Source organism: Bordetella genomosp. 11 (assembly GCF_002261215.1).
Classification (GTDB): Bacteria; Pseudomonadota; Gammaproteobacteria; order Burkholderiales; family Burkholderiaceae_B; genus Bordetella_C.
Genome location: NZ_NEVS01000004.1, coordinates 1,512,369 through 1,535,811, shown reverse-complemented (window position 1 = coordinate 1,535,811; position 23,443 = coordinate 1,512,369). Strand labels below are relative to the sequence as shown.

The 23,443-nt window shown below is 66.6% G+C and carries 23 protein-coding genes; 16 read left to right on the top strand and 7 right to left on the bottom strand.

Annotated features, from left to right (window positions below; genetic code table 11):
* Positions 1 to 7: 7 nt before the first annotated feature.
* The 4 genes from CAL28_RS14530 to CAL28_RS14515 all read left to right on the top strand — a co-directional run bounded on the left by CAL28_RS14530 (position 8) and on the right by CAL28_RS14515 (position 4,837).
* Positions 8 to 1,552, top strand: a complete 1,545-nt coding sequence (locus tag CAL28_RS14530) for an acyl-CoA carboxylase subunit beta (RefSeq protein WP_254926129.1) — start codon at positions 8 to 10, stop codon at positions 1,550 to 1,552.
* A gap of 25 nt (positions 1,553 to 1,577) precedes the next feature.
* A complete protein-coding gene (locus CAL28_RS14525; RefSeq protein WP_094842034.1) occupies positions 1,578 to 2,303 on the top strand; it encodes an acetate--CoA ligase family protein in 726 nt (241 codons plus the stop codon).
* Positions 2,300 to 3,769 (top strand): CoA-binding protein, encoded by a 1,470-nt coding sequence (locus tag CAL28_RS14520; protein ID WP_094842033.1) that lies wholly within the window; start codon positions 2,300 to 2,302, stop codon positions 3,767 to 3,769. Before CAL28_RS14525 ends, CAL28_RS14520 begins: the two co-directional genes overlap by 4 nt.
* A gap of 84 nt (positions 3,770 to 3,853) precedes the next feature.
* The gene (locus tag CAL28_RS14515) at positions 3,854 to 4,837 is read left to right on the top strand and encodes a tripartite tricarboxylate transporter substrate binding protein (RefSeq protein WP_094842032.1); all 984 of its coding nucleotides are present in this window, start codon (positions 3,854 to 3,856) and stop codon (positions 4,835 to 4,837) included.
* Between the two features lie 9 nt (positions 4,838 to 4,846).
* Here the strand turns inward: CAL28_RS14515 and CAL28_RS14510 are convergent, their stop codons facing one another.
* Positions 4,847 to 5,611 (bottom strand): SDR family NAD(P)-dependent oxidoreductase, encoded by a 765-nt coding sequence (locus CAL28_RS14510; RefSeq protein ID WP_094842031.1) that lies wholly within the window; start codon positions 5,609 to 5,611, stop codon positions 4,847 to 4,849.
* 176 nt (positions 5,612 to 5,787) lie between these two features.
* Here CAL28_RS14510 and CAL28_RS14505 point away from each other — a divergent pair, with 176 nt between their 5' ends.
* The 6 genes from CAL28_RS14505 to CAL28_RS14480 all read left to right on the top strand — a co-directional run bounded on the left by CAL28_RS14505 (position 5,788) and on the right by CAL28_RS14480 (position 14,095).
* Positions 5,788 to 7,005, top strand: a complete 1,218-nt coding sequence (locus CAL28_RS14505; protein WP_094842030.1) for a pyridoxal-phosphate-dependent aminotransferase family protein — start codon at positions 5,788 to 5,790, stop codon at positions 7,003 to 7,005.
* A 68-nt stretch (positions 7,006 to 7,073) separates the two neighbouring features.
* Positions 7,074 to 8,054 carry a Bug family tripartite tricarboxylate transporter substrate binding protein gene (locus CAL28_RS14500; protein ID WP_440588388.1) on the top strand — a complete coding sequence of 327 codons (981 nt, stop codon included), beginning with the start codon at positions 7,074 to 7,076 and terminating at the stop codon, positions 8,052 to 8,054.
* A gap of 54 nt (positions 8,055 to 8,108) precedes the next feature.
* On the top strand, positions 8,109 to 8,621 hold the full coding sequence (locus CAL28_RS14495) for a tripartite tricarboxylate transporter TctB family protein (protein ID WP_369597672.1): 513 nt from the start codon (positions 8,109 to 8,111) through the stop codon (positions 8,619 to 8,621).
* A gap of 91 nt (positions 8,622 to 8,712) precedes the next feature.
* A complete protein-coding gene (locus tag CAL28_RS14490; RefSeq protein WP_094842028.1) occupies positions 8,713 to 10,233 on the top strand; it encodes a tripartite tricarboxylate transporter permease in 1,521 nt (506 codons plus the stop codon).
* Positions 10,230 to 13,364, top strand: coding sequence for an FAD-binding and (Fe-S)-binding domain-containing protein (locus tag CAL28_RS14485; protein WP_094842027.1), 3,135 nt, complete (start codon positions 10,230 to 10,232; stop codon positions 13,362 to 13,364). Before CAL28_RS14490 ends, CAL28_RS14485 begins: the two co-directional genes overlap by 4 nt.
* 38 nt (positions 13,365 to 13,402) lie before the next feature.
* Positions 13,403 to 14,095, top strand: a complete 693-nt coding sequence (locus CAL28_RS14480; protein WP_094842026.1) for a GntR family transcriptional regulator — start codon at positions 13,403 to 13,405, stop codon at positions 14,093 to 14,095.
* 32 nt (positions 14,096 to 14,127) lie between these two features.
* Here CAL28_RS14480 and CAL28_RS14475 read toward each other — a convergent pair whose 3' ends face one another.
* Positions 14,128 to 14,961: a transporter substrate-binding domain-containing protein gene (locus CAL28_RS14475; protein ID WP_176463994.1), complete on the bottom strand. Its 834-nt coding sequence runs from the start codon at positions 14,959 to 14,961 to the stop codon at positions 14,128 to 14,130.
* Positions 14,962 to 15,054: 93 nt separating this feature from the next.
* Between CAL28_RS14475 and CAL28_RS14470 the strand changes: the two genes are divergently transcribed.
* Positions 15,055 to 15,702, top strand: a complete 648-nt coding sequence (locus CAL28_RS14470) for a DsbA family oxidoreductase (RefSeq protein WP_094842024.1) — start codon at positions 15,055 to 15,057, stop codon at positions 15,700 to 15,702.
* 189 nt (positions 15,703 to 15,891) lie between these two features.
* Positions 15,892 to 16,656 carry a class I SAM-dependent methyltransferase gene (locus CAL28_RS14465; protein ID WP_176463993.1) on the top strand — a complete coding sequence of 255 codons (765 nt, stop codon included), beginning with the start codon at positions 15,892 to 15,894 and terminating at the stop codon, positions 16,654 to 16,656.
* Positions 16,657 to 16,674: 18 nt separating this feature from the next.
* On the opposite strand, the gene CAL28_RS14460 is transcribed toward CAL28_RS14465, so the two are convergent.
* Genes CAL28_RS14460 through CAL28_RS14450 form a run of 3 tightly spaced genes read right to left on the bottom strand, consistent with a single transcriptional unit; the run spans position 16,675 to position 19,769 of the window.
* Entirely contained in the window at positions 16,675 to 17,910 is a 1,236-nt protein-coding gene (locus CAL28_RS14460; protein ID WP_094842023.1) for a CaiB/BaiF CoA transferase family protein, read from the bottom strand.
* Positions 17,911 to 17,956: 46 nt separating this feature from the next.
* Complete coding sequence (locus CAL28_RS14455) at positions 17,957 to 18,757, bottom strand: enoyl-CoA hydratase/isomerase family protein (RefSeq protein WP_094842022.1); 801 nt, start codon at positions 18,755 to 18,757, stop codon at positions 17,957 to 17,959.
* A gap of 25 nt (positions 18,758 to 18,782) precedes the next feature.
* Positions 18,783 to 19,769 carry a Bug family tripartite tricarboxylate transporter substrate binding protein gene (locus CAL28_RS14450; RefSeq protein WP_254926128.1) on the bottom strand — a complete coding sequence of 329 codons (987 nt, stop codon included), beginning with the start codon at positions 19,767 to 19,769 and terminating at the stop codon, positions 18,783 to 18,785.
* 131 nt (positions 19,770 to 19,900) lie between these two features.
* Here CAL28_RS14450 and CAL28_RS14445 point away from each other — a divergent pair, with 131 nt between their 5' ends.
* Positions 19,901 to 20,587: a GntR family transcriptional regulator gene (locus CAL28_RS14445; protein WP_094842020.1), complete on the top strand. Its 687-nt coding sequence runs from the start codon at positions 19,901 to 19,903 to the stop codon at positions 20,585 to 20,587.
* 43 nt (positions 20,588 to 20,630) lie between these two features.
* On the opposite strand, the gene CAL28_RS14440 is transcribed toward CAL28_RS14445, so the two are convergent.
* The gene (locus CAL28_RS14440; protein ID WP_094842019.1) at positions 20,631 to 21,059 is read right to left on the bottom strand and encodes a helix-turn-helix domain-containing protein; all 429 of its coding nucleotides are present in this window, start codon (positions 21,057 to 21,059) and stop codon (positions 20,631 to 20,633) included.
* 83 nt (positions 21,060 to 21,142) lie between these two features.
* Here CAL28_RS14440 and CAL28_RS14435 point away from each other — a divergent pair, with 83 nt between their 5' ends.
* Genes CAL28_RS14435 through CAL28_RS14425 form a run of 3 tightly spaced genes read left to right on the top strand, consistent with a single transcriptional unit; the run spans position 21,143 to position 22,529 of the window.
* Positions 21,143 to 21,637, top strand: a complete 495-nt coding sequence (locus CAL28_RS14435; RefSeq protein ID WP_094842018.1) for a DUF2938 domain-containing protein — start codon at positions 21,143 to 21,145, stop codon at positions 21,635 to 21,637.
* A gap of 57 nt (positions 21,638 to 21,694) precedes the next feature.
* Positions 21,695 to 22,264: a flavodoxin family protein gene (locus CAL28_RS14430; protein WP_094842017.1), complete on the top strand. Its 570-nt coding sequence runs from the start codon at positions 21,695 to 21,697 to the stop codon at positions 22,262 to 22,264.
* 37 nt (positions 22,265 to 22,301) lie between these two features.
* Positions 22,302 to 22,529: a DUF2798 domain-containing protein gene (locus CAL28_RS14425; RefSeq protein WP_094842016.1), complete on the top strand. Its 228-nt coding sequence runs from the start codon at positions 22,302 to 22,304 to the stop codon at positions 22,527 to 22,529.
* 29 nt (positions 22,530 to 22,558) lie between these two features.
* Here the strand turns inward: CAL28_RS14425 and CAL28_RS14420 are convergent, their stop codons facing one another.
* Positions 22,559 to 23,431, bottom strand: a complete 873-nt coding sequence (locus CAL28_RS14420; RefSeq protein WP_094842015.1) for an alpha/beta fold hydrolase — start codon at positions 23,429 to 23,431, stop codon at positions 22,559 to 22,561.
* Positions 23,432 to 23,443 lie beyond the last annotated feature (12 nt).

Below are 23,443 nucleotides of genomic sequence, written 5' to 3'. Positions count from 1 at the left end.
GGAGAGCATGCGCAACATGGGCCACGACACCTACATCGAGGAATTGCGTCAGCGGCGGGAGAAGGCATACGGCATGGGCGGCGAAGACCGCCTGGCAAAACGGCGGGCCCAGGGCGTACTCAATGCCCGGGAACGCCTGGATGTGCTGCTGGATCCCGACAGCTTTTTCGAGTCCGGCCTGCTGGCCACCTCTTTTCGCCCGGAAGCGCGCGACAAGACGCCGGCGGACGGCAAGATCGCCGGGTTCGGCGCCATTGATGGCCGTCCGGTGGCCGTGGTGTCGAATGACTTCACCGTGATGGGGGCCTCCAGCAGCGTCGTTAACGGCAAGAAGATCAAGCACGTGCGGCAGGTGGCCAACGATTCCGGCATGCCGCTGGTGATGCTGGGCGAGTCGGCGGGCGCCCGCATGCCCGACCGCATGGGCGCCGCCGGACGCGCCATCCTGGGCCAGGACCCGCTGGAATACCTGCGCGATCGCCGCACGCCCTGGGTGTCGGCGCTGCTGGGCAGTTGCTACGGGTCGTCCACCTGGTATGCCTGCCTGTCGGACTTCGTCGTCATGCGCAAAGGCGCCACCATGGCGGTGGCCAGCAGCCGTGTCACCGAACTGGCCATCAAGCAGGCCGTGGACGCGGAGGAACTGGGCGGCTGGAAGCTGCACACGGCCACGACCGGCATCGTCGACGTCGCGGTGGACAGCGACGAAGAGGCGCTGGACGCGGTCAAGCGCTTCCTCGCCTACCTGCCCAGCCACAACGGCGAAGCGCCGCCCGTGGCCCCCGTGCCCGCGGGATCGGACGACGCCATGGCGGATATCCTGGATGTCGTGCCGGATTCGCGCACCCAGACCTACGACAGCCGCGACGTCATCCGCCGCCTGCTCGATCGCGACAGCCTTTTCGAGCTTAAGCCGCGCTTCGGCAAGTCGATGGTGACCTGCCTGGGCCGCGTCGCCGGAAAGACCGTGGGCGTGCTGGCGAACAACCCCAAGTTCAAGGGCGGCGCCATCGACGTCGACGCCTGCGCCAAGGCCACGAGCTTCCTGGTGCTGTGCGACTCCTTCAACATCCCCATTGTTTTCCTGGTGGACCAGCCCGGTTTCCTGATCGGCCTGGACGGCGAAAAGCGGGGCGCGCCCGGCCGCATCATGAACTGGATGAACGCGCTGTCCCAGGTGACCGTGCCGCGCTTCGTGGTGACCCTGCGCAAGAACTACGGCCAGGCCTATCTGAACATGGGCGGCGGCCGCAACAGCGACGAGGCCGCGGCATGGCCTTGCGCGGACTACGGCTTCATGGACCCCGGCACGGCGGTCAATGTTCTGTATGGCCTGCGCTACGAGGACACGCCGGAGGAATTCAAGCGCCGGGTCGACGAGATCAACCAGGACAACGCGCCGTGGGCGCTGGCCGGGCTTTACGAAGCCAAGGACGTTATCGATCCCCGCGATACGCGCACCTATCTATCGCGCCTGCTGGAGATTTATACGCGCAAGCCTTCCCGCGGCGTCGGGGCCCATCGCCTGTCCAATTGGCCCACCAGCTACTGACCGCCAACGTCGCCCCGGAGGCCCCATGCCACCGTCATCCATCGCCGCCATCCTGGCACAGGCCCGCCGGGACGGACGCCCTGCCCTGGACGAGCCGCTGGCCAAGCGCGTGCTGGCCGAATACGGCCTGCACGTACCCCAATCGGCCGTCGTAAAAACCGGCGAGCACGTCCGGGCGGCGCTCGAACATCTTCAAGCGCCTTTGGCGCTTAAGCTGGTGTCGCCCGATGTCCTGCACAAATCCGATTTCGGCGGGGTCCGCCTGGGGTTGAGCCAGGCAAGCGAGATCCAGGTCTGCATGGACGACATGGCATCGCGCTGCGCGGCGGCCGGCTTCCGCCTGGACGGCTTCCTGCTGGAAGAAATGGCGCCGCCCGGCCACGAAATCGTGATCGGCGGGTTCCGCGACCCGTCCTTCGGCCAGATCATCATGCTCGGCCTGGGCGGGGTCTTCGTGGAGATCCTGCGCGACGTGGCCTTCCGCATCTGCCCGATCACGAACCTGGATGCGCAGGAGATGCTGGACGAGCTGCAAGGCGCGGCGCTGCTGCGCGGGGCCCGCGGAGGCGCGCGCGTACCCGATGCCGTGATCACCGACGCACTCCTGGCCATGGGCGGAGAGAACGGCCTGTTGACGCAGGCGGCCGACAGTATCGGCGAACTCGATATCAATCCCCTGATCGTCTCGGCGCATGGCGCGGTGGCGGTCGATGCACGCCTGATCCTTACCCCGGAGACGCAACCGTCGTGAGCGCCGACCTGCACCACGCCCCCCGGGATCTGTCGCGCGATGGATTCGGCGCCTTGTTCCGCCCCGCCACGATCGCCGTGGCAGGCGTATCGGCCAGGAGCGCTGGCCAGGGCAACAAGTTCATCCAGCGGCTGCGCGCGGCGGGATACGCGGGCGCGATTTATCCCATCCATCCCACGGAAACCCGGCTGGAGGGCCTGCCTGCCTACCCTTCCCTGGCGGATACCCCGGAACCCATCGACTACGCCTTCATCGCCATACCGGCCGAAGCCGTGCCGCCCCTGCTGGCATCGGCCCGGCATCGCGTGCGCTTCGCGCAGGTGATGTCCAGCGGCTTTGGCGAAGGCGGCCGCGGTGGCGCGCTGCGCGAGGCGCTCGCGCAAGCGGTACGCCAGGGCGGCATGCGCCTGCTGGGTCCCAACTGCATGGGCATCTATTCGCCGTCCGGCCGCGTCACCTTTACCGATGGCCGGATGGGGGATGCCGGCACGGTCGGCGTGCTCTCGCAAAGCGGCGGCCTGTCGATCGATATCGTTCGCAACGGGGAATACCGGGGCCTGCGCTTCAGCGGCGTCGTATCGCTGGGCAATTGCCTGGACGTGGACCCCGGCGACCTGCTGGAGTATTACATCGAGGATCCCGGTACGCGGGTCATCGGCGCCTATATCGAAGAGATCCGCGACGGGCGCCGGTTCTTCGACCTGTTGCGGCGTGCCCGGGCACGCAAGCCCGTCGTCCTGCTCAAGGGCGGCCGCACCGGACAAGGCCAGCGCGCCGCGGCCTCGCACACGGGGTCGCTGGCCAGCAACGACCAGGTGTGGCGCGCGCTGGCGTCGCAGACCGGCTCGATCCTGGTGGATACGATGGAGGACTTCATCGATGCCCTGGTCGCCCTGGAACACGAGGCGGATCTCTCCCCTTCATTCGATGGCCGCGTGGTGCTGTTCGGCAATGGCGGCGGCGCCAGCGTGCTTGCCGCGGATGCCTTCGGCCGCGCGGGCATAGACGTGCCCGAACTGCGGGCCGGCACGATCGCCGCCTTGCAGCGGCTGGGGATTCCGTCCGGCGCGGGCCTGGAAAATCCGCTGGACGTTCCCGCGAATATCCTGGATCGCGATCATGGCGCGCTGGCGCGTGGCATTCTGGCCGCGGTGGTGGAAACGGAACGGCCCGGCGCGGTGATCGCCCACCTGAACCTGCCGGTCATCCTGGGATACCGGCAAGGCGCGCTGATGGACGAACTGGTGCATGCGGTGATCGAGCTGAAAGCGGCCTTGCCCCAGGACGTCAGGCTGTTCCTGGTGCTGCGATCGCCGGGCCAGGCCGATCTGGAAACGCTGCGCCAGGCGTATGTCCACCAGGCCATGCGTGCCGGCATCCAGGTTTTTCTCGGTTTACCGGCGGCCGCGCGGGCATTGGCCGCGCTGCGCGACTACCGGCGCTTTCGCGACACGCGGCCGGCCTGACGCGCCGCCGCCAAAGGTAAACGAGCCCGCGGCACAAGCCTGGCCGCCCGGCCGTACGGCACTTTCAGGCTGAGGAGACAAGAGATGAAAAAAACCATTCTTGGATTGCTGGCCTGTCTTGGTGCATACACGCTGCAGGCCAGCGCGGCGCCGCCCGTGATCAACAAGGAAGTGCAGTTCATCGTGCCCGCCAGCGCGGGGGCGGCGCTGGATTCCGTCGCGCGCAAGCTGCAGGAAATGCTGCTGGCCAGGAAGCTGGTCACCGACATGATCGTGCTGAACCGGCCCGGCGCGTCCAGCCAGGTGGCCCTGAACGTACTGGACCAGCATCCCGGCGACCCGCACTACCTGATGACGCTGGCCACCTCGATCGTCAACAACCACTACCTGGGCAACATCAAGGTCTCGTACAAGGATTACACGCCCATCGCGATGCTGCTGGACGGTTATGTGGGCGTTCTGGTGCGCGCCGATTCGCCGTTCAAGACGGCGATGGACCTGGTATCCCATCTGAAGAAGAACCCGGGCGACCTGAATATCGCCATTGCCGCGACCCTGGGCAATGACGTGCATGTGGGCGTGGCCAAGCCCCTGATGCGCGCCGGTGTCGATATCTCGCGGCTGACCTTTGTGCCCTTCAAGTCTTCGGGCGAGTCCATCACCAATCTGATCGGCGGCAATGTCGATGTGGTCGGCGCCACCACGCCGACCATCATTCCGGCCCTGCAGACCGGCAAGGTACGCCTGCTGGTCATCGGGTCGCCCCAGCGGCTGCATGGGATATTGCGCGATACGCCGACCTGGAAGGAACTGGGCATCGATGTGGTGACATCGTCGCCGCAGGGCGTGATGGCGCCCAAGGGCCTGACGCCGGCCCAGGTCAAATTTTGGGAATCCGCCCTGAAACAGGTATCCGATACCCCTGAATGGCAGGAGTTCCTGGAACGGAACCAATGGGCGCCGCGCTACCTGGATGCCCGGGACACCGCCGATATGCTGGCCTCCGAAACGCAGAGCGTGCAGGAAGTCCTGAGCAAGCTGAAGGTGAAGAAGGCGCAGGGCGGCTGAGGCCGGTCATCACGCCTGCGGCGGCTGCCCGTTCGACGCGCTGAGGCCGCCGTCCACGGGCAGGTTGACGCCGGTCACGAAGACGGCGTCGTCGCTGGCCAGGAAGGCGATCACGGAGGCGACTTCCTCCGGCTCGGCGCCGCGGCCCAGCGGGATGCGTTCGGCGAATTTCTCCATCAAGGCATGGTTGGCATACATGTCCTTGGTCAGGTCGGTGCGGGTCAGGCTGGGACACACGGCATTCACCCGCACGCCATCGCGGCCATGATCCATGGCCAGTGCGCGCGTGAAGTTGGTCACCGCGCCTTTCGCGGCGTTGTAGAAGCTCATGCGCCAGTCTCCGCCGATGCCCGACACCGACGAGACGTTGACGATGCAGCCGCGTGACTTGATCAATTGCGGCATGGCGGCGCGGCAGCCATGGAAGACCCCGTCCAGGTCCGTCGCCATGACTACGCGCCAGTCTTCGGGAGACGCCTCGGTCACGGTGCCCTCCACGGCAGTGCCGGCGTTATTGACCATGACATCGAGCCGGCCGAAGCGCTTCACGGCGGCGCGAATCAGGTTTTCCACCTCGTCCAGGCGGGCAACGTCCGCCGTCTGGACCAGCACTTTGGATTCTTCCAGCCCGTCGGCGGCCTGTCGCAGTTTGGATTCCGTCCGTCCGGCCAGGACGACGCTCGCGCCCTCCTGCGCGAAACGGCGGGCGGTGGCCGCGCCGATGCCGGATCCCGCGCCGGTGACGACGACTACCTTTCCAGCGAATCGATTCATGATGCTCTCCTGTCGGGTTGGCTGACGGGACCTTGCCGCAAGCGGCATACCTCGCCGCCCAGGGCAGCGCGGGTAAACCACTAGCCCGAAAGACCTTCGATGCCCTTCCCAGGCCAGCCACCCGCTGCTATGGTATTTTGCATTCAAAATTCAAGATGCCAGGAGCGAGACCCCCGATGCTGCGACTCGACTTCCATCCCGCCGGCCGCCATTTCCTTCAAATCCCCGGCCCCAGCCCCGTGCCGGACCGGCTGCTGCGCGCCATGAGCTATCCCACCATCGACCACCGCGGGCCGGAGTTCGGCGCGCTGGGGCTGGAAGTCCTGCAAGGCATCCGCAAGATCTTCAAGACGCAGCACCCGGTGGTGATCTATCCGGCGTCCGGAACGGGCGCTTGGGAAGCCGCGCTCTCCAACACCATGAGCCCGGGCGATCGGGTCCTGATGTTCGAAACAGGCCACTTCGCCAGCCTTTGGAAGAAGATGGCCGATGGCCTGGGCCTGGATACGGAATTCCTGGGGCTGCCCGGCACGGAGGGATGGCGGCGCGGCGTGCAGCCGCAAATGATCGAGGATCGCCTGCGCGCCGATACCGGCCACCGGATCAAGGCCGTCTGCGTCGTCCATAACGAAACATCGACCGGGGTCACTTCCGACATCGCCGCCGTGCGGCGCGCCATCGACGCGGCCGGACACCCTGCCCTGCTGATGGTGGACACCATCTCCGGCCTGGCCTGCGCCGACTACCGCCACGACGAATGGGGTGTCGACGTGTCGATATCGGGTTCGCAAAAAGGCTTGATGCTGCCGCCCGGCATCAGCTTCAACGCCGTCTCGCCCAAGGCGATCGAACGCAGCCAGCAAGGCGGCCTGCCGCGCAGCTTCTGGCGCTGGTCGGAAATCCTCGAAAGCAACAAGACGGGCTACTGGCCGTATACCCCCAGCACGAATCTTCTGTACGCGCTGCGCGAAGCCCTGGAGATGATCCTCGCGGAAGGCCTGGATGCCGTGTTCGCGCGTCACCAGCGTCTGGCGGCGGCCTGCCGCGCGGCGGTCCGGGCCTGGGGCCTTGAGATCCAGTGCATCGAACCGGAACGCTACTCGCCGGTGCTGACCGGCGTCGTGATGCCGGCCGGCGTGGACGCCGACGCGGTGCGCCAACTGATCTACGAGCGTTTCGACATGTCGCTGGGCACCGGCCTGGGCAAGGTCAAGGGCCGCATGTTCCGCATCGGGCACCTGGGCGACTGCAACGACCTGACGCTGATGGCAACGCTGGCCGGCTGCGAGATGGGCCTGAAGCTCTCCGGCATCGCGCTGGCCGGCAGCGGCGTGCAGGCGGCCATGGACCTATTGCAGGACAGTTCGCAGGAACGCCGGGCCAAAGCAGCCTGACGCCGGCCGGGGCGATCGCCACCCAGAGGGCGACGCCGCGTGCGCGGCCAACCATCACGGAGGAGACCATGATGCAAAGAAGCAAAGCGCGTAGCGCGATAGCCCTGGCCATGGCAGCGCTGCTGCCGGCGGCCGCCTGGGCCTGGGAGCCGACCAAGCCGGTCGAGATCATCGTGCCGTTCAGTGCCGGCGGCGCGTCCGACCAGATGGCCCGCACCATCCAGGGCATCGTCGCCAAGCACAACCTGATGAAGCAGCCGCTGGTGGTCGTGAACAAGGCAGGCGCCTCCGGGGCCGAAGGGCTGATGGATACCAAGGCATCGGCCGGCGATCCCAATAAGCTGCTGGTGGCTTCTTCGGCCCTGTACACCGTGCCTTTGATCAGCAAGCTGCCGTTCAACTGGCGCGACCTGTCGCCGGTCGCGATGGTTGCGGTGGACGAGTTCGTCCTGTGGGTCAACGCCAAATCGCCATACCAGACGGTCGACCAGTTCATCGCCGCCGCCAAGGCGAACAAGCTGAAGATGGGCGGCACCAGCTCCAAGCGCGAAGACCAGATGATCACCGCCATGGTGGAACACGCCACCGGCGCCAAGTTCATCTACATCCCCTACAAGGGCGGCGGCGAGGCGGCCACGCAGCTGTCGGGCAACCATATCGACGCCAACGTCAACAACCCGGCCGAATCCGTGGCGCAATGGCGCGCCGGCGAACACCGGGCACTGTGCGTTTTCGCCGAGCAGCGGCTGTCCTACACCCAGAAGGTGACCGAGACGCAAAGCTGGGCGGATATCCCCACCTGCAAGGAAAAGGGGCTGGACGTCCACTACGAGATGCTGCGCATCTTCCTGTTGCCGGGCAAGGCCAGGCCGGACCAGGTGGCCTACTACGTCGACGTCTTCAAGAAGATCAGCGAGACGCCGGAGTGGAAGCAGTACCTGGAACGTTCCGCGCTGAAGCCCGAGCTGCTGACCGGAACCGCCCTGACCCAATACCTGGAGAAGGACGAAAGCATGCACAAGGACATCATCAAGTCCGCCGGCTTCTAGGCATTGCCGGGCGCATGGCGCGCCCGCGCGGCGCGCCCCAGAAGGAGCACGAACATGATGGAAGCGCAAGAGCAAGAGCGGCCCGCCAGCCGCGCGGTGGTCTCGTACATGGCCATGGAACTGGCCGTCGCCGGCCTGCTCGCGGCATTGGCGGTGACGGTGATCTGGAGCAACTACAGCATCGGCGCGGGCTGGGCGGACGACGGTCCGCAGGCAGGCTATTTCCCGATGCGGATCGGCATCATCATTCTCGTCGCGACCGCCGCCGTGGCGGTGCAGGCCCTGCGCAGGCACGACCTGCGCCCGTTCGTGCGCGTCGACGAGCTGCGCCAGGTGTGCGTGGTCCTGGTGCCGCTGGTGATCTACGTGGGCCTGATCCGTTTCCTGGGCATCTACGTCGCCTCCGCGCTCTTCGTCGCGGCCTTCATGCGCTGGGTGGGCAAGTATCCCTTATGGAAAGGACTGCCCCTGGCCGTGGCCATCATGGCGGTCCTGTTCTGGGTATTCGAAATGAAGTTCCTGGTGCCGCTGCCCAAGGGACCGCTTGAAAGCCTGCTCGGCTACTAGGCGCGGCCGCGCCCGGCCGCGCGCAGCGTCGCGCGCGACGGGAAAGCAATACAAAACGCGGCCGCTGGGCAGCGCCCGCTCGGAGGACATCATGCAAGAACTATCCGCGCTCTGGGACGGCTTCGGCGTCGTCCTGTCCTGGGGCAACGTCGGCCTGATGATGGTCGGCATCCTGCTGGGCATCGTGGTGGGCGTGCTGCCCGGGCTGGGCGGGCCCAATGGCGTGGCGATCCTGTTGCCCCTGACCTTCTCCATGCATCCCACGTCGGCCATCATCCTGCTGTCGTGCATCTACTGGGGTGCCTTGTTCGGCGGGGCGATCACATCCATCCTCTTCAACATCCCGGGCGAGGCCTGGTCGGTGGCCACCACCTTCGACGGCTATCCGATGGCGCAGCAGGGCCGCGCCGGACAGGCCCTGACGTCGGCCTTCACCGGGTCGTTCTTCGGGGCGCTGGTCGGCGTGCTGCTGATCACCTTCCTGGCGCCGGCGGTGGCGCGTTTCGCGCTGCGGTTCGGCCCGGCGGAATTCTTCGCGGTCTACCTGCTGACCTTCTGCAGCTTCATCGGCATGGGCCGGGAGTCCAAGCCCAAGATCATCATCGCCATGGGCATCGGCTTCGCGCTGGCCGCCGTCGGCATGGATACCGTGTCCGGGGACCTGCGCATGACTTTCGGCTCCTCGGAACTGCTGCGGGGCTTCGATTTCCTGGTGGCGGTCATCGGCCTGTTCGGCATCGGCGAAATCCTGCTGACCATGGAGGAAGGCATCGCCTTCAAGGGCAAGAAGGCCGCCATCGACCTGAAAGTCGTCTTCAAGACCTGGGCGGGGCTGCCGCGCTATTGGCTGGTGCTGCTGCGCTCCGCGGCCATCGGCTGCTGGCTGGGCGTCACGCCTGGCGGGGCCATCGCGGCGTCGTTCATGGGCTATGGCGTGGCGAAGAAGTTCGCCAAGGATCCGGACTCTTTCGGCCAGGGCAATGTCGAAGGCGTGCTCGCGCCGGAGACCGCCGCGCATGCCGCCGGCACCAGCGCCCTGCTGCCGATGCTGGCCCTGGGGATTCCCGGCTCGGCGACCGCGGCGGTGCTGCTGGGCGGGCTGATGATCTGGGGCCTGCAGCCCGGCCCGCTGCTTTTTTCCGAGCAGAAGGACTTCGTTTGGGGATTGATCGCCAGCATGTACCTGGGCAACCTGGCCGGCCTGTTCGTGGTGCTGTGCACCGTGCCGCTGTTCGCCGCCATCCTGCGCATCCCGTTTTCCATCGTGGCACCGATGATCCTGGTGGTATGCGCCATCGGCGCCTACACCGTGCATAACGCGGCTTTCGATATCTGGCTGATGCTGGTGTTCGGCGTGGTCGGCTATCTGTTCAAGAAACTGCAGTACCCGCTGGCACCGCTGGTGCTGGCCCTGGTGCTGGGCGACCGCGCCGAAGACGCCTTCCGGCAGACCATGCTGATATCGTCGGGCAGCCTGAGCGTGTTCTGGTCCAACGGCCTGGTGGGCAGCATCGTGTCCCTGGCGCTGGCCGCCCTTTTCTGGCCGCTGATATCGGCGGCATTCTCGCGCCTGCGCAGGCACCGCGACGCCCTTTCGCCACGCTATCCATGACCACCGCTCCCTCTCCCATCCTGCCGCAGCCCGTGCGCCTGGTGCCCTACGCCGCCGGCGCCGCCCCCGCGCTGGCCACGCGGCTGCGCAAGACCTTGCGCGGCGACGTGCTGTTCGACGGCGCCAGCCGCGGCCGCTACGCCACCGATGCGTCCATCTACCAGATCACACCCATCGGCATCGTCGTGCCGCGCGATCAGGCCGACCTGGCCGCCGCCCTGGACATTGCGCGCGACGAAGACATACCGGTGCTGGCGCGCGGCGCGGGCACCAGCCAGTGCGGCCAAACGGTGGCCGAGGCCTTGGTCGTCGACACCAGCAAATGGCTGAACCAGGTCGTGGACTTCGATCCGGACGCGCGCACCGTGACGGTCGAGCCCGGCATCGTTCTCGATCATCTGAATGCCTGGCTCAAGCCGCATGGCCTGTGGTTTCCGGTCGACGTATCGACCTCGGCGCAATGCACGCTGGGCGGCATGGCGGGCAACAACTCCTGCGGCTCGCGCTCGATCGAGTACGGCAACATGGTGCACAACGTGCTGTCCATCGATGCCCTCCTGGCCGACGGTACCGAGGGGAATTTCGGACCGGTGTCGCGGCTGGCCGCCGCGCCGCGCCTGCGCGGCATCCTCGAAGGCGTGCGGGCGATCGCGCTGCGCGAGCGCGAAGAGATCGCGGCGCGCACGCCCAAGGTGCTGCGCCGCGTGGCCGGCTACAACATCGATATCTTCGATTGCCAGAACCCGCGCGCCTATACCGACGATGGCGAGGCCAACCTCGCCCACCTGCTGGTGGGGTCGGAGGGCACGCTTGCCTTCACCCGGCGGCTGACCTTGAAGCTGTCGCCCTTGCCCGCCCACAAGGTGCTGGGGGTGGTGAACTTCCCCACCTTCTACCAGTCCATGGACGCCGCCCAGCATCTGGTCCGGCTGGGGCCGGTGGCCGTGGAGCTTGTCGACCGCACCATGATCGACCTGGCGATGGACAACCCCGCCTTCAGGCCGGTGATCGAACGCGCTTTGGTGGGACAACCCCAGGCCATCCTGCTGGTGGAGTTCGCCGGCGACGACAGGCAGGCGCTGGTGCGCAGCCTGCGGGACCTGACGGAGATGGTCGCCGACCTGGGCCTGCCGGGCGCGGTGGTCGAAATGACGGATGCCCAGGCGCAGAAGGCCTTGTGGGAGGTCCGCAAAGCGGGCCTGAACATCATGATGAGCATGAAGGGCGATGGCAAGCCCGTGTCCTTCATCGAGGATTGCGCGGTGCCCCTGGAGCATCTGGCGGAGTACACGCGCCAACTGACCGAAGTATTCCATCGCCACGGCACCGAAGGGACCTGGTATGCCCACGCCAGCGTCGGTACGCTGCACGTGCGCCCCATCCTGGACATGCGCCGCGACGGCGGCGCGCGCATGCGGGCCATCGCCGAAGAAGCCGCCGAACTGGTGCGCCGCTACAAGGGCGCCTATTCCGGCGAACACGGCGACGGCCTGTGCCGGGGGGAATGGGTCAGCTGGCAATACGGCCCCCGCATCAACCAGGCCTTTCGCGAGATCAAGGCCTTGTTCGATCCATCCAACCGCTTCAATCCGGACAAGATCGTCGACCCGCCGCGCATGGACGATCCGGCGAATTTTCGCTTCCCGCCTGCCTATCGGGTAAAGCCCTATGCGCCCGCGCTGGACTGGTCGGCCTGGGACGTCATGCGCGACCCCATGACCGGCCGCGAATCGCCGCCGGGCAGCGCCGGCGATCCCACGGCCGGTCTGGCCAAGGCCGTGGAGATGTGCAACAACAATGGCCATTGCCGCAAGTTCGACGCGGGCACCATGTGCCCCAGCTACCGGGTCACCAAGGACGAGCAGCATGTGACGCGCGGGCGCGCCAATACGCTGCGGCTGGCGATCAGCGGACAACTCGGCATGGAGGGCCTGGCCAGCATCGCGGTCAAGGAGGCGCTGGACCTGTGCGTTTCCTGCAAGGGATGCCGGCGCGAATGCCCCACCAGCGTCGACATGGCCAAGCTCAAGATCGAGGCGCGCCGGGCCTGGACGCAGGCGCATGGCCTGCGCCTGCGGGATCGCGCGATCGCCTTCCTGCCGCGCTATGCGCCGCTGGCCGCCCGCCTGGGCTGGCTGACACGTCTGATCGACCGCTCTCCCTCGCTGGCGCGGCGGGTCAAGCACGGCCTGGGCGTGGCGACGCAACGATCGCTGCCGCGCTTTGGCGCCTCTTTCCTGGCGGACGCCGCGCGCGATGGCCGGGGCGCTAACTCGGCTGCCACAGGTATCGCGCCCCACCCCGCCCCAGCGCACCCGGCGGCGGCGAATACGGCTTCGGGCGACACCGCCGCCACGCGCGAAGTGCTGCTGTTCGTCGACACGTTCAATAACTACCTGGAGGCGGCCAACGCGCGCGCGGCGCGCCAGGTACTGGAAGCAGCCGGCTATACCGTGCGCCTGAACGCGCGCCCCGGCGAGCGGCCCCTGTGTTGCGGCAGGACCTTCCTGGCCGCCGGGCTGGTGGACGAGGCCAAGGCCGAGGCGCGCCGGCTGATCGATGCGCTGTCGCCCTATGTCGCGCGGGGCGTGCCGATCGTGGGCCTGGAACCGTCATGCCTGCTCACGCTGCGCGACGAGTTCCTGAACTACGGCTACGGCGATGCCGCGCGGCGCCTGGCGGAATCGGCCTTCCTGTTCGAGGAATTCCTGGTGCGCGAGCATCAGGCCGGACGGCTATCGCTGCGGCTGCGCGCGCCGGCGCGGCGACACGCCCTGGTGCATGGACACTGCCACCAGAAAGCGTTCGATGCGGTTCAGCCTGTCAGGACCGTGCTGGGCTGGATTCCGGGATTGGAGGTTTCCGTCATCGAATCGTCCTGTTGCGGCATGGCGGGCAGCTTCGGCTACGAGGCCGAGCACTACGCCGCGTCCCAGGCCATGGCCGAAGCCGCGCTCTTGCCGGCGGTGCGGGCCGCGCCGCCGGACAGCTGGATCGTCGCCGATGGCACCAGCTGCCGGCACCAGATCCTGGATGGGACCGGGGTAGAATCCTTGCACGTCGCGCAGGTGCTGGCGGCCGCGCTCGATCCCGACCCGTTGCCTTCGGGACGGCAGGACGTGGCGGCCTGACCGATGATGGCGCGCGAGCCAGTCCATCCGGATCCGCCATGTACACAGACCAGGAAACTTCTCGGGCCACGCCGCTGCTTACACCGGTGGAAAGGGCGATTCTCCACGATTCGGTCACCGAACACCTGCGCAACTTCATCATCGAAGGCGTCCTGGCGCCGGGCATGAAACTGAACGAGCGCCAGCTGTGTGAAACCCTGGGAATTTCGCGCACGCCGTTGCGCGAGGCACTGAAGGTCCTGGCCGCCGAGGGCTTGATCGAGATTTCGCCGAACCGCGGTGCCGCCGTGGCGCGCATGTCGGAGGCGGAAATCCGCGAAGCCTTCGAGGTACTCAGCGGCCTGGAGGCCTTCTCCGGCGAACTGGCCTGCGAACGCATCACCGACGAGGAAGTCGCGCAGATCCGCGCCCTGCATGCCGCCATGCTGGAATGCCGCGCGCGCGGCGACCTTCCCGGCTACTACAGCCGCAACCAGCAGATCCACGATCGCATCAACCTGGCCGCCCGCAACCAGGTGCTGCGGCAGACCTATCTATCGGTGAACCGCCGGGTACAGGCCCTGCGCCTGCGCTCCAACCTGAAAGCGCCGAAATGGGCCAGCGCGATCGAGGACCACGAACAGATGCTGGTGGCGCTGCAGGAGCGCGATGGTCCCCGCCTGGCACGCATTCTGCGCCAGCATCTGCTGGACAAGCGCGACGCCATCCTGGAACTCGGCCTGCCGCACTAGGCCTTCGGGCATGGGACTTTTCCAGGATCGCGCTACGGGGCCTGGACGATGCCGCGCACGTTCGCGCGCCGGATCGCGGCCTGCACCTCTCCGTGCGCGAGCGCGTTCTTGACGAAATCCGTCACCCAATCCTGGGCGGCCGCGCGGCCGAACGGCACGCCGATCGCGAAATGCTCCACGCCCCAATGTCCGGGCAGCAAGCGCGACCCGGGCAGCTTATCGCTCATTTCGAACAGAATGGCATTATTGGTCGCGAACCCGTCGATCCGGTTGGCGCGCAGCATCTCTACGGCATGGGCCAGCGTATCCACCGGTACATAGACCGCGCGGGGATAGAGGGATTTCAACTCGGTGGCGCTGGAGCTGCCCGCGCTGACGCCGATCCTGACACCGGTCTTGTTCAGGTCGTCGAGTATCCTGAGCCTTGAATTCGCCAGCACCAGGACGCTCTTTTCGACGTCCATGACCGGAGGCGAAAAATCCATCTCGCGGGTCCGCCCGGGCGTCGCGTTCGTGAAAGTGAAATCGGCCTGCCCCATTGCCACCGCATGCAGGGCCTCTGCGTTGTTCGGATAAACCTTGGGATCGAAGGGAACGCCCAGTTGCTTCGCGAACGCCTCGCCCAACTGATAGCCCACGCCACGCGGCGGCTGCTTGGGATCCGGCTGGACGAAGGACGTCGGGCTGCCGCGATACACCGCGACGCGCAAACTGCCGCTGGGCGCCAGGACCTGTTTGATCAAGCCCGCTTTCTGGTTCTTCCAGGCGGCGTTGTAGGCCTCCTGGGTGGAGTCGAAGGAGGAGCAACCTTGCAGCGCGGCCAGGACCACCAGGGCCGCGACGGTCGCATAACGCCTTGTGAACACAGGGTTTCCTTTTTTTTGGAGCTCGACAGGGATGGCAATTTAGCATCCCTATAATTGTCCGGATCGCTCCGCCGGCCTTTTCCAGGAATACCCATGCCCCAGCCACTCCGAATCGATGTTGTCTCCGACGTTGCCTGCCCCTGGTGCGCGGTAGGCCTGTCCTCGCTCCAACGGGCGCTGGCGAACCTGGGCGCGGAGGTCGATGCGCGGATCTTCATGCACCCCTTCGAGCTGAATCCGGACATGGGCCCCGAAGGCGAAGCCATCGTGGACTACCTCGGCAAGAAGTACGGCCGCACGCCGGAGCAGATCGCCGAAACGCAGGCCCGCATCCGCGAACGCGGGGCCGAAGTGGGTTTCGCCTTCGGGCCGCGTACCCGCGTCCACAACACCTTCGATGCGCACCGGCTGCTGTACTGGGCGGGCACCGCGGGCGAACAGCTGCCCTTGAAAATGGCGCTGCTGAAGGCTTATCACGGCGATGGCAAGGATCCCAGCAAGCACGATGTGCTGGTCGAGGCGGCCGAATCGGTCGGGCTGGACGGCGCGCAAGCCCGCGATGTCCTGCGAAGCGGACAGTTCGCCGACGAAGTCCGCGCCGAGGAGCAGGAATACATGGCCATGGGCATCCACTCGGTACCGGCCATTATCTTCAACCGCGAATATCTGGTCAGCGGCGGACAGCCGGTGGCAGCGTTCGAGCAAGCCATACGCCAGGTGCTGGCGGGAATGCCTGGTTGAAGGCGCGCATCGCCATGGGCCCGCGCGCCGCGGCTCCGCTCATCGCGCGCCGCGTGCCTGATGGACGAAGACCATACTGGGACGAAGACCACACTGCGCGGATGCCGGTATGGTAAGGTCCTTCGGCATTGCCGTGCTTATCGCCGCTTGTCGATAAGCCGGTCTCCAACTTGCTGACATGAGGTTGAAGTGAAAGCCGCCATTGCCTTGTTCGCTTTCTCGACGCTTGCCCTGGCGTCCTGTGCCCAGGCGCCGCTTGCGCCGAAGAATTCCGCCATCGCCGCCGCCGTCGCCTCGCCCGACCGCCCGGCCGCGGACGTCGACCGCGATGCGGAACGCAAACCCGCGCAGCTGCTGGCCTTCGCGGGCATCAAGCCGGGCGACCGCGTGGCGGACCTGATCCCGGGCGGCGGCTATTTCACGCGCATCTTCAGCAATGCGGTCGGGCCGACCGGGCATGTATACGCCGTGGTGCCCGCCGAGTTCGTCAAACTATCGCCCAAAGCGCTGGGCGCCGCGCAGGCGATCCCCACCGCGACGGCTTTCACCAACGTTACCGTGGTGGACGGCTCGCTCGCCGCCCTCGCGATACCGGAACCGCTGGACGTCGCCTGGACCTCGGACAACTACCACGATGTGTACGGATTCGTGGGCGCCGCCGCCGCCGAGCAAATGGATGCGGCGGTATTCAAGGCCTTGAAGCCGGGTGGCGTTTTCATCGTCGTGGACCATGTCGCCAATGCGGGCACCAGCGACACCAGCTCGAACACGCTGCACCGTATCGACCCCGAAACCGTCAAACAGCAGGTACTGGCCGCCGGCTTCAAGCTGGAGGCCGAAAGCAGCGTGCTGCGCGATCCGCGGGACACCCACGATGTCGCGGTATTCGCGCCGGCGGTTCGCGGCCAGACCGATCAGTTCGTCTTCAAGTTCCGCAAGCCCGAATCCAGGTAAGCGACCGGCAATGCCGCGTCACTCGGCGCGCGCGACTTCCCGCACCACGCCCGCGTCCACCAATGCCTGGATCCGCGCGCTGTCATAGCCGAATTCGGCCAGGATGGCGCGCGTGTCTTCACCCAGGCGCGGCGCCGCGCGATGGTAGCGCGCCGGCGTGGCCGAGAACTTCACCGGCATGCCGACCGTGCGTATCGCGCCGGCCTGCGGATGGGTCTGTTCCACGACCATGTCGCGCGCCAGCGTTTGCGGGTGGGACAGCGCCTCGCCCACCGAATGCACCGGGCCGGCCGGCACGCCGGCGCGGTCCAGCTCGGCCAGCCACTCCTCGGCCGGCCGCTGCAGCAGGATGGCCGAGATCAGCCGGGTCAGTTCCTCGCGGTTCGCCATGCGGTCGCTGTTAAGCCGGAACCGCGGATCGTCCAGCCATTGCGGTTGGCCCAGCGTCTGGGCGATGCGCGTCCAGTTCTTTTCGTTGGCGCCGCCGATGATGATCCATGACGTGGCCGTGGGAAACGCCTGGTACGGCGCGGTCAGCACGTGCGCGGATCCGCTGGGGCCGGGCGATACGCCCGAACCGAAGTAGATGGCCGCATGCCAGTACAGCTGCTGCAGGCTGGCCTCCAGCAAGGAGGTTTCCACGCGTTGTCCCTGCCCCGTGCGCAGCTTGTGCTGATACGCGGCCAGGATGCCGAACGCCGCCAACAGGCCCGCGTTGATGTCCGCCACCGAGTTGCCCGTGCGCAAGGGCGGACCGCCGGGCTCTCCGGTGATGCTCATCAGGCCCGAGAATCCTTGCGCGATCAGGTCGAAGCCGCCTTTGTCCGCATACGGCCCGGTGCTGCCATAGCCGGATACGCTGCAATAGATCAGGCCCGGGTTCTCCTTGCGCAGTTCCTCGTAGCCCAGGCCGAGCTTTTCCATGGTGCCCTTGCGGAAGTTTTCCGTAATGACATCCGCGTCGCGCAGCAGCCGCATCAGCACGCCTTTGCCTTCGGGATGCTTCAGGTCCAGCGCGATCGCGCGCTTGTTGCGGTTGAGCATCAGGAACGGCATCGATACGCCGTTGACCTGGGGATCCCGGTACTGGCGCGCGTCATCGCCGCCTTCCAGCTTCTCCACCTTGATGACATCCGCGCCCAGGTCGGCCAGCATCATGCCGCACGTGGGCCCGGCCATGATCTGCGAGAGCTCGATCACGCGCATACCGGCGAGCGCGCCCTTGCCGGGCGCCGACGTGTTTCGTTCTTCCATCGTTGGTCCTTCCTTGATCCCGGGTCGCTGTCCCGGATAGAGAGCCTCAGCGGCCGTTGAACCGGGGCGGCTGCTTGGCCAGGAAGGCGCGATAGCCGGTCCGGAAATCCTCGGTATCGAAGCAATCGAACGCTTCGTCGCGCTCGGCGTCCGTCAGCTCGCCACCCTGGAGGATCCTGCGCACGAACTGCTTGTGCCAGCGGGCGACCAGCGGCGCGCCCGCCGCGATGCGCTGGGCCGTGGCCCATGCCTCGGCCGCGACCTGGTCGTCGGCGACCACGCGCGTCACCACGCCCAGGCGCAGCGCTTCCTGCGCATCGAAGATCGTGCCCTCCAGCAGCATCGCGAGCGCCGCGTCCGCACCCACCAGTCGCACCAGCGGCGTCAATTCCGAATACGACATCACCAGCCCGAGGTTCTTGATCGGTACGCCGAAGCGCGAGCTGGCCCCGCAGATGCGCACATTCGCCAGGCTGGCGATTTCCATGCCGCCCCCAACGCAGATGCCGTGGATCTGCGCGACCACGGGATGGCGGCATGCGCCGATGGATTCGATCGTGCGCCGCATGATGGCGCCATACTCGCGCGCCTGCTGCTTGTTGGAGCGCGAAGTCTCGAATTCCGAGATGTCGTTGCCGGGCGAGAAAGCCTTTTCGCCGGCGCCGCGCAGTATCACGCAGCGCACCTCGTCGTCGGCGGACAGGGCCTGGAAGGTGTCCCCCAGCAGGCGCCATGCGTCGACCGTCAAGGCGTTCAGTTTGGCGGGGCGGTTAAGCGTTACGGTGACGATCCCACCGTCGCGCTGGATCAGGATGGGGGATTCGGCCGATGCCGCGGATTCGGTCATGATGCGCTTCCTGTTTCGAACCGGTTCATTGTTTGGCCTGGGCCTTGGTCAAGCCCAGGCTGCTGGTCAGCCGGCCATACTTGGCCCATTCGCTGTCCACGTAGGCGCGGAAGGCCGCCGGCGTATCCGGGCCACCGCCCACGTCCATGCCCTGGTCGTTCAGCTTTGCCCGCACGGACGGATCCTTCAGCGTCTGGGCCAGGGCCTGGTCCAGCCGGTCGAGCACGGGTTTGGGCAGATTGCCCGGCGCGAGCACGGCATACCACTGCACCACATCCACGCCCTTGACGCCCGCTTCCGCCAGCGTGGGCACGTCGGGCAGGCGCGGACTGCGCTGCGAGCCGGTCACGGCCAGAGGCCGCAGTTTGCCTGCCTGCACCTGCCCGATAACGCCCGGCAGCGTGTCGAAGTTCAGGTCGACCTGCCCGCCCAGCAGGTCGGCGACCGCCTGGCCGCTGCCTTTGTAGGGCACGTGGATCATCTCCACTTTTTCGATCTGCGAGAAGCGCGCGGCGGTCAGATGCTGAGGGCTGCCCATGCCGGAAGACGCGTAGGTCAGGCTGCCCGGCTTCGCTCGCGCCGCCTTCACCAGATCCTGCACCGTCTTGAAGTCGTGCTTGGTCGGATTGATTGCCAGGACGTTGGGCACCGAGCCGATATAGCGGACCGGGGTGAAGTCCTTGATGGGGTCGAACGATGTGGGCAGGACATAGGGGGCTGCCACCGTGGATTGCATGTTGGCCAGCAGCAGCGTGTAGCCGTCCGGCGGCGCCTTGGCCACCATATCCGCGGCGATCAGGCCGGACGCGCCGGGCTTGTTTTCGATGATGATCTGCTGGTTCAGGATGGCGGACAGACGCTGGGCCACGATGCGGGCCGATACGTCGGTGCCGCCTCCTGGCACGAAGCCCACGTACAGGTGTATCGGCTTGTCCGGGTATTCCGCCGCGGCAGGGAATGCCTGTATCAACGTCAATGTGCTACCGAGCGCGGCAAGCGCTTTTTTCCACATGAGAGTCTCCTTTGGCATGGCGCCGCCCGTAACGGCTTGGTCTATGATTCGGGCTGACCTGGTATTTTTCTGGAATTTGATATTTGGTATACCAGACACCAGCCTACCGTCAAACCTGGCGCTTCACACCTATGGCAAACCCTGATTCCGTCCTGGCTGACCCGGCCATGCCATCCGAGGGACTGGCGATCCACCACCCCACCCTGCCCGCTGTCGTGGCGGACCGCCTCCGGCAACTGATCGTCAATGGGACCTTGCGGCCCGGCACGTGGCTGAACGAGCGGGACCTGTGCGATCTGCTGAAGGTGTCGCGCACGCCGTTGCGCGAGGCCTACCGCATCCTGGCGTCGGATGGCCTGCTCAGCATCCAGCCCAAGCGCGGCGCGATGGTGATCGAGTTATCGCGCGAGGACATCGAGAACACCTTCGACGTGCTGAGCGTGCTGGAAGGATTGGCCGTGCGGCAGGCCGCGCAGCGCGCCACCGATGCCGAGTTGGCGCACATCGGCCAACTGCACCGGCGCATGCTGCAGGGCTACGAGGCGCGGGACATCGCCACCTACTTCGAAGCCAGCATGGGGACCCACATCGCCATCAGCCGCGCCGCCCATAACCCGGCACTGGTCGCCAGCTACGATCGCCTGAACCTGCAGGTCCAGGCCCTGCGCTACAAATCCAACCTGGACCCCGACGAATGGGCCGCCGGCGTGGCCGACCACGAAGCCATCGTGCAGGCGCTGCTGGTCCGCGACGGCGAGCGCGCGGAACAACTGATGCGCGAGCACCTGTATAGCAAGAAGGCCTACAACCTGCGGTGATGCCAGGCGGTGCGCCGCCCCGCGCGCGGCGCGATGCCTGTATTCATGCGCCTTTACGAGGCGCGAGCCGACGTTGGCGGTTTTCCAGTGCACCCGCCGAGGCGGCCTTCAGCAGGCGCTGAAACGACGGGCATGCCGCGTGGCTTGGCGCGGGGCACACCGCGGCATGCCGCAGGCCCTCGATCATCGCCTTCAACTGCTTGACCATGCGCTCCAGTTCGTCGGCCTTGGCGGCAAGCATGGCGCGATCGATATTCGGTTCTCCTCCTGGCGTGAACATCGTGCGGATTTCGTCCAGCGAAAACCCGGCAGCCTGCCCGAGGGCGATCAGCGCCAACTGATCCAGTACCGCCGGTGAAAATTTGCGCCGGCCGCCCTTCTCCCCCAGTGCATGGATCAGGCCCTTGCGCTCGTAGTACCGCAGCGCCGACGCTGCCACGCCAGATCTTTTGGCGACCTCCGAAATATCCATCGCACCCCCCTTGACTTGAAGTTGACTTCAACTTCTAAGATGCCTTCATGACATCGGAAAGTCAATCTTTCACGGAGATCGCAATGCTTCCCTTAAAGCTCCTGGGACACATCGCCCTTATCGGGATCGGCGCCACGGCCATCATGGACGCCTGGCTGTGGCTTCTGGCGCGCCTGGGGGTATCTATCGCGAGCTTCGCCATGGTCGGCCGCTGGATCGGGCACCTGGCGCACGGCCAGTTCACGCATATCGCCATTGCCAAGGCAGCGCCTGTCCGGGCTGAGCTCGGCCTGGGCTGGCTCACGCACTACGTCGTCGGCATCGTCTACGCGGCGTTACTGGTTCTGCTTCAGGGCCAAACGTGGCTGCGGGAGCCGACGCTCCTGCCGCCGCTGGTCTTCGGAATGTTCAGCGTGGTGGTCCCGTGGTTCCTGATGCAGCCCGCGATGGGCGCGGGTGTCCTGGCCCTGAAGACCGCGACACCGCTGAAGAACTGCCTGCGCAACCTGGCCAACCATACGGTCTTCGGCATCGGCATGTACGCGGCGGCGATCGTCTTTGCGCCGGCTGCCGCCTGAATGCGCGACGAAGGCCGCATTCCCCGCAATACCCTCACTGCTATCGGAGCATCTCACATGAGCAACATCGCCATCATTTATCACAGTGCCCACGGTCATACCGAGCACATCGCCCACCATGTGCACGCCGGCGCGTCCGACATCGACGGCATCGTGCCGCACCTGGTCAAGGCGGAGGACATCGCCCTTACGCCGGACAGGCTGGTCGAGTACGACGGCTTCATCTTCGGCTCGCCGACGTACATGGGTGGCGTCTCGGGGCCGTTCAAGGTATTTATGGACGCCACCGGGCGCCTCTGGCGCACCCAGCAGCTCAAAGGCAGGCTCGCGGCGGGCTTTACCGTTTCATCGCTGCCTTCCGGGGACAAGCAATCGACCCTGCTGTCCATGTTCGTCTTCAGCATGCAGCACGGAATGCTCTGGGTCGGCAATCCCATCCTGCCCGAACAGCACAGCGGCGTACCGTACGACGAAGCGGCGAATCGGCTCGGCTCATGGTCGGGGCTGATGGCTCAGGCCGGACACGCGGCGCCTGCGGATGCTTTCGTATCCGGCGACATCAAGACCGCCAGGATGTTCGGCCGCCACTTCGCCGTCAGCCTGAGCCGCACGATGGCCATCGCCTGACGCGCCCACGGCGAAGAGCCCACGCAGGAGAGCCCCCATGCTTCCCAAGAAATTTGCCCCCGCCCTGTTCGCCCTGATTCTTTCGGGCCTGATGTCGTTGCTCGTGTCCGGCATTTCGACCTACCGGGCCGCCGGCTTCGCCGAGAGCTTCACCGCTTTGTGGATCGGCGCGTGGCTGACCGCCTGGCTGATCGCCTTTCCCGTGGTGCTGGGTGTCGCCCCCCTCGCGCGCCGCACGGTATCGCTGCTGGTCGGCGACCGATGACGGACGGCGGACAGTCAACCCAAGCCGGCTCACCCGCCTCTCGGCAGCGATCGTTCCCATTTCACGATCGCGTCGACCACCGCCTGGGGCGCCTCCGGTACCAGCGCATGGCCGGCTCCGGGTATGACCACCATGGTCACGCGCTCGCCGAACTCGTCCTTTACCTCGTTGCGCGTGGCGGCCGGCTTGAACGGATCGTCGCCTGCCTGGAGGTCCAGCATGGGTACCTTGCCGCCTGACCACCAGTCCGACTGCGGGGTCGCCTTGCCCGCCAGGCGCTGGCTTTCGTTGGCTTCCGGATACCAGCCGCGCAGCCAGACGCTGGCGTCGTGTCCTGGGGCGAAAAAGGCGAAACGCAGCGACTTCAGGCGTTCCGTGTCGGGCAGCGACAGGTCCGCGCTGCGGTCCACGTGTTCGCTCAAGCCCGGCGGATACTTCTTCGCCGCGGCGGCCACGATGACGACGCCGCGGACCAGTTCGGGATGGTCGACGCTCGTGGTGCGCGCCACCCAGTTGCCGAAGGCGTGCCCGACGACGACCGCCGGTTGTCCGGCCTGGTCGCGGATGACGGCCGCGATATCGTTGCCCAGGTCGTGCAGCGTAATGCCATTCATCGGTCCCGTGCTCGCGCCGATCCCGCGCGGCTGCGGACGCAGCACGCGATAGCCGTCCTTGGCGAGGCGGCCGGCAATGTCGTCGAAGTCTTCCGCGCCGCGGCCCCGTGACGGCAGCAGCACCAGCGGCCTGCCCTGCCCCTCCACGATCACATCGATCCGCACATCCGGAGCCGCCTGGACCATCACATGATGGCGGGCGGCGTCCGCGTCCGCCGCGCGGGCTATCGGGATATTCACGCAGGCGCACGCAGCCGCGAGCGCCAATGCCGCTATCGATATCTTCATTGCAGTCTCCGT